Here is a 6,014-nt window from a genome sequence, read left to right on the forward strand (position 1 = left end):
TGGCTTCTTTCCTTTCTCTCATTACGCCGTGGATTGCCGGATCAAACCCCATTAATTCCCACAAGAAAACCGACGCAGACAACCCTAACGTACTGAAACTGGTCTTTGACACGCTTTCCGCTCTTAACGTGTCCCTCTATGGGTATCACCGAAAGACCATGCCGAATCTGGAACGCTTCGCGGAGAGAGCTACCGTGTTTCACAACCATTACTCCGGCGGTAATTTCACCACACCTGGGACTTCCTCGATTCTCACCGGAACCCTTCCATGGACGCATCGAGCCTTTAGCCACAACGCAACCCCACTTGACTTTTTCACAACCAGAAACATCTTCAGCGAATTCGGCGATGATAAATACACACGTGTCGGATTTTCCCATAATCTACTGGTGAACATCATCTTGTCACATCTCCGTCAAGACCTCGACCTGTATACATTGCCAAATGAAATTGCCCTGGTGGACTTTAATATCTCGGATAATCTATTCAAGAAGGACTATGGCATCGCTGCGCAAAGTGAACGCACGCATTACAAAAATCCCGGGGATCTTTCCAATTCGTTGTTTATTTTTCCTTTCTTCTGGTCGTTAAAAATAGCCATCAATCGATATTTACGGGATCGCTTACGACGGAAATTCCCCCGAGGCATCCCTGGCTACCATGATATGCTTTACCCTCTTGAAGATACGATTGATTGGATCATCAAACAATGTCAGGAATGGTCACAACCTTTCTTTTCCTATTTACACATGATGCCTCCCCATGATCCCTACACCCCTAGGAAGGAATTCGTGAACATTTTCTGGGATGGCTGGCAACCGACCCCAAAGCCGGATCACTTCTTTGCCAATTTCAGTGATCGACAAGACATGCTCAATGAGAAACGTGTCTTCTATGACGAATACATTGCCTACGTCGATGCGGAGTTTGGTCGTCTTCACGATGCGATGGAAAGTAGCGGGTTATACGATAACACCATCGTTGTCTTCACCTCCGACCACGGCGAGATGTTCGAACGAAAGATTTGGAAGCACACCACACCCACACTTTTTCAACCAATCATCCGTGTTCCCTTGTTAATTTCTCTGCCCGGTCAGACGTCACGCCAGGATGTGTACACCGCCACTAGCTGTGTAGACCTACTGCCAACCTTGCTTCATTTGACGGGTCGTACGACGCCCACCTGGACCGAAGGCCAGATTCTCCCGCCATACGCACAGAACCTTCCTCCCGATAGAAGTCTTTTCGTCGTTGAAGCGAAGAGCAACCCCAGAATGCAACCCCTGCGCAAAGCAACAGTAGCGATGATCAAGGGCGATTATAAATTGATCCACTATCGCGGCTACGAAGGTTACGACGGTGTGTACGAGCTTTATAACTTACACGACGATCCGGAAGAATTGGAAAACCTCTACGCGACGCATCCGACGATCGCGTCCGACCTGAAGCAAGAAATGCTTTCAACGATCACGGAAAAGGATGAGCCTTTCACGAAGCAATAATGCGAACAAGATGCCCCATTCGGGTTTGTGATGGCCCCTTGGCAATGCATCGTATGATGCGATAATTCCGATAAAAATCAATGCCTTGTTTGCTGATCCAGTAGTACATTAAATTAAACGGACTAATCGATCGACAATCTCTTCGAGGTATGTCACCAAGAAGGAGGTGCACATGGCAGCCGCAACCGTCGCCGCGTACAACGGAATCAGTGAAACAGAATACAACCGCCGCATCCGCGCCTGGACGCTCTACGATTGGGCAAACTCCGCCTTCGCCACGACGATCCTGGCCGCCGTACTGCCGATCTATTACAGCCAGGTGGCCGGGGCGACACTGCCCAGCCGCGCCGCCGCGACGGCCCTTTGGAGCCTGGGATTATCCATCTCGCTCTTCGTCATCGCCATCCTTTCCCCGATCCTTGGCACCATATCCGACATCAAACGCGGCAAGAAGGGTTTCCTGTCGGTTTTCGCCGGTGCCGGAATCCTCGCTACCGGGCTGATGGTTCTCATTCAAACGGGGGACTGGGTTTTGGCTTCGATTTTGTTCGTATTCGGCCGCCTGGGTTTTACGGGAGCGAACGTCTTCTATGACGCGTTGCTGCCGCACGTGGCCAGAGAGGACGATCGCGATCGAGTTTCTACTCGCGGATACGCACTCGGGTACCTGGGCGGCGGCATCCTCCTGGCGGTAAACGTGGCCATGATTCAGATTCTGCCCGGTACGTTGGGCTCCCGTCTCTCGTTCCTCAGCGTCGCCATCTGGTGGGCCGTTTTCACCATTCCGCTGCTGCGCACCATACCCGAGCCGCCAGCAGCGACCGCCAAACTCGGCCCCGGAGAGAATGTGGTTTCGGCGAGTTTCAAGCGGCTGGGTGGAACCTTCAAGGATATTCGCCGATATCGCCAGCTCTTCAAATTCCTGTTCGCTTTCCTGATCTACAACGACGGCATCGGCACGATCATCGGCGTCGCCGCGATCTACGGCGCCGAACTTGGCTTCGGCACGGTCGAGTTGATCCTCGCCCTGCTGCTGGTGCAGTTCGTGGGCATTCCCTTCAGCTTGATCTTCGGCCGCATCCCCAGCCCTCGCGAAAAACGAAGGGCTTTCTATCTGTCTTTCATCGTCTTCAACATGGTCATGCTGCCGCTCGTCGGCGTTCTTGGCCTGCGACTTCTCCCCGCAGACGTTACGGGGTCGAAGCCACCAGTTTTCGAAGCCACCGCCGCAGCAGCAGGCGAAGGTCTGCACAACGTGGATCATGAAATGATGACCTTCACGGGTACATGGCTCGATGAGCAAGTATCTGCCACCAAGATCAGTGGGGGTGGATTCTTCGAGTTCGTCAACCGCCTGTTCGGCGAGAGCGTCGAAGACGTGACCTACCGGCAGTCCAGCGACGTTGGCGCTCGTCTCGATTTCACATTCAACGGACAGAAGGTCCAATTCACCTACAGCGAAGGTCCGGACCGGGGCATCTGGGAAGTCGAAGTCGACGGCAAACCCTATCTGGACTCGGAAGGGATTCCGCTCAAGATCGATGCGTACGCTTCCACCACGCGCTACGGTGTGCTCTCCGACACCATCGATACCGGCAAAGCCGGAATACATACATTTTCCCTGGTAAACACCCCGGATCGGAATCCGGAAAGCAGCGGAAACACCATCTCGATCGCCGCCTTTGAAGTCATGCCGGCCGCACGCCAACAAAGTCTGCTCATTATTCTTGGGCTGATTCTGGCGCTGCAGATCGTCGGTCTGTTGTTCGCCTGGCTTTTCGGAGGACGACTGTTCTCCAAACTCGCCGGCAAACTGGATACGAAGCACAGTATCCTTCTGGCCCTTCTGGCATACGCAATCATCGCAGCCTGGGGATACTTCCTCAATTCAACGATCGAATTCTGGTTCCTGGCCTGGATGGTAGCCACGGTTCAAGGCGGCAGCCAGGCCTTGAGCCGCAGCCTGTACGCCGTCATGTCACCCGCCGCAAAAAGTGGGGAATTCTTCGGCCTGTTCGGTGTGATGGAGAAATTCTCCGCCGTCCTGGGCCCGATCCTCTTTGCGGCCGCCGGCGCGGCTTTCGCCAGCAGCCGGCCCGCCATACTGAGCCTGATCGCTTTCTTCATCATCGGCGGTTGGTTGCTGACCACGGTCGACGTGGCGGAAGGACGCAAGGTCGCGCAAGCACAGGACGCAGCGCTGTTGGCGGCAGACAAGGTGAGCTGATTGCAGATCGCCCGAAGCAGCGATGATTAACCGACTACGGGGCTGTTCGCCTAGAACAGCCCCGTTGGATTTCCGTTCGATCAAAACCGGAGGATTTGCGAAACCAGGCTTTAGGACGAACCGCCGTAGCGCTCCCGGAAAACACCCGCAACCCCCAGCAGCACCAGTCCCGCGCCTGCGAAAGTCCACAGCGTGATCTCCTCGCCCAAAATGATCGCGCCCAAGATCACCGCGATCACCGGATTCACGTAGGCGTAGGTCATGGCCACGCTGGACGGCAGGAGTTTGAGGGCCTGCGTGAAGGCCGTGAAACCCAAAACCGAGCCGACCAAGACGAGATAACCCCAGGCCAGCCAGGCTTCGCCCGTTGGGGTGGGCAGCGTGTCGTCAACGAGGAGAATGCTGATGATGAAACCGAAGCCCCCGATGAGCTGCTGATACCCCGAGCTCACCTCCGGTGAAAGCCGGACTTTACGCCGGCTTTGAAGCACAGAACCGAGCCCCCAACTGCAGGAAGCAGCGAGCAGCGCGATCAACGAGTACAAATCGGCTTGCACGCCGCTCTGCAGCGAAGGGACGCTCAAAAGCACGATGCCGCCAAACCCCAGCAGCAGCGAGAACAGGAGCAGTAACGACGGTGGACGGCGATCGATCAGGGACTCGATGAAAGCGACCCAAATCGGAGTGAAGGCGACGATCAGTGCAGCCAATCCCGAATCGGCACGCATTTCCGCCCACCCCACAAGCCCGTTGGCGATGGTCCAGAAGAGAATCCCCGATCCGATGAGTATGAGCCATTCGTCTCGCTCGGGAAGCATGCGCTTCCTGCGAATCAACCCCCAGGCCAGGAGAATGATCCCCGCCAGAATCAGCCGCATGAAACCCAGGGTGAACGGTGAGAAACCTCCGCCGGGACGCACGGCGACGCGGATCGCCAGGTACGTGCTGCCGTAGGCGAGGTAAACGGTCAGCAGGCTGATCAACCCGACGGGGTCGATCGTTTCCTGCGCATCCTGTTTTCGCGCCGCATCCGGGCGTCCTTCCACCGAAGGCACTTTTTCTGCTGCCTGGGCTCCACTGCGGTTCATGCGCTGCTCCTCAACTATAAAGCAGAAGTGTACCAGGGACCGGCCCGGTTATCTATACTGAACGCCGTTTCGGTTCGCAGGCATTACCGTCAGTCAGCGATTCATGTCCCAGATGATTCGCAAACCATCGAGCGTGAGCCACGGGGCAACGATTTGAATCACCTTCGTTTCTGCCGCGATGATCTCGGTCAGTCCCCCCGTGCCGATGACCTTCATTTCGGGACCCAACTCGGCCCGGAAGCGATCCACCATGCCCTCCACCAGGCCCACGTAGCCGTAGAGCAAACCGGACTGCATGGCATGTACGGTATTCTTGCCGATTGCCGACGGCGGTCGGGAAAGGTCCACGCGCGGCAGCTTCGCCGTGCGTTGAAACAGCGCCTCCGCAGCAATGCCGATTCCCGGTGCAATCGCACCTCCCAGATAATTTCCCTCGGCGGAGATGGCGTCGAACGTGGTCGCCGTACCGAAATCGACGACGCAGGCCGGGCCGCCGTACAAGTGCTGCACCGCAGCCGCATCGACCACCCGGTCGGCGCCTACAGCCTTCGGATCCTCGTAACGGATGTGCACGCCGGTCTTCACACCGGCATCGACCACCAACGGCGTTTGGCCGATGTACACCTTGCACGCCTGTTGAAAAGTTCCCGTGAGCGGCGGCACGACTGAAGCCATCACCACACCGTCCACGACGTCCGGTTCACAGTCGGCGTGCTGCAGCAGCCCCAACATCTGCAGACCGTACTCGTCCGGCATGCGCTCGTGCGCCGTCGCCAGGCGCCAGGCGGCCTTCATTTCCGATGCCTGATACAGACCCAGGGTGATGTTCGTATTGCCGATGTCAATGGCTAACAACATGATTCGCCCTCCTCATCTGTTCCCTCACTCACCAACTACCATGTTGTCGATTAAACGTGTCTCGCCTACGAAAACGGCCATCGAAAGCAGCGCCCGTTCGATCTCTCCCGATAGTTCTTCCAGGGTTTCCGGATCGGCCACGGACACGTACTGCACCTGCGCCAACGGCTCGCCGGCGAGCACCGCCGACATCGTGTCACGCAGGGTTTGCGCCTCGCGCTGCCCGCTTTCGAACGCCTCCTCGGCCGCCGTCAACGAACGAAAAAGTACGGTTGCGGCTTTTCGCTGCGCTTCGTTCAAGTACGTGTTGCGGCTCGATTTCGCCAGGCCATCCGCTTC

Annotated in this window: 5 protein-coding genes; 2 read left to right on the forward strand and 3 right to left on the reverse strand. The window is 56.6% G+C overall.

Annotation, left to right across the window (positions count from 1 at the left end; all coding sequences use genetic code 11):
• Together P8Z34_16585 and P8Z34_16590 are read left to right on the forward strand one after the other, a co-directional pair.
• A partial coding sequence (locus P8Z34_16585; GenBank protein ID MEJ2552289.1) for a sulfatase-like hydrolase/transferase occupies window positions 1–1,502 on the forward strand: 1,502 nt, incomplete at its 5' end.
• 172 nt (window positions 1,503–1,674) lie between these two features.
• Window positions 1,675–3,729: an MFS transporter gene (locus P8Z34_16590; GenBank protein MEJ2552290.1), complete on the forward strand. Its 2,055-nt coding sequence runs from the start codon at window positions 1,675–1,677 to the stop codon at window positions 3,727–3,729.
• A gap of 110 nt (window positions 3,730–3,839) precedes the next feature.
• Here the strand turns inward: P8Z34_16590 and P8Z34_16595 are convergent, their stop codons facing one another.
• The 3 genes from P8Z34_16595 to P8Z34_16605 form a co-directional block, all read right to left on the reverse strand.
• Entirely contained in the window at window positions 3,840–4,817 is a 978-nt protein-coding gene (locus P8Z34_16595; protein MEJ2552291.1) for an EamA family transporter, read from the reverse strand.
• Between the two features lie 93 nt (window positions 4,818–4,910).
• Window positions 4,911–5,675, reverse strand: coding sequence for a type III pantothenate kinase (locus P8Z34_16600; GenBank protein ID MEJ2552292.1), 765 nt, complete (start codon window positions 5,673–5,675; stop codon window positions 4,911–4,913).
• Window positions 5,676–5,699: 24 nt separating this feature from the next.
• Window positions 5,700–6,014, reverse strand: a 315-nt coding sequence (locus P8Z34_16605) for a pantoate--beta-alanine ligase (GenBank protein MEJ2552293.1), incomplete at its 5' end; no start/stop codon positions are given.

It is taken from the genome of Anaerolineales bacterium (assembly GCA_037382465.1).
Lineage (GTDB): Bacteria > Chloroflexota > Anaerolineae > Anaerolineales > E44-bin32 > WVZH01.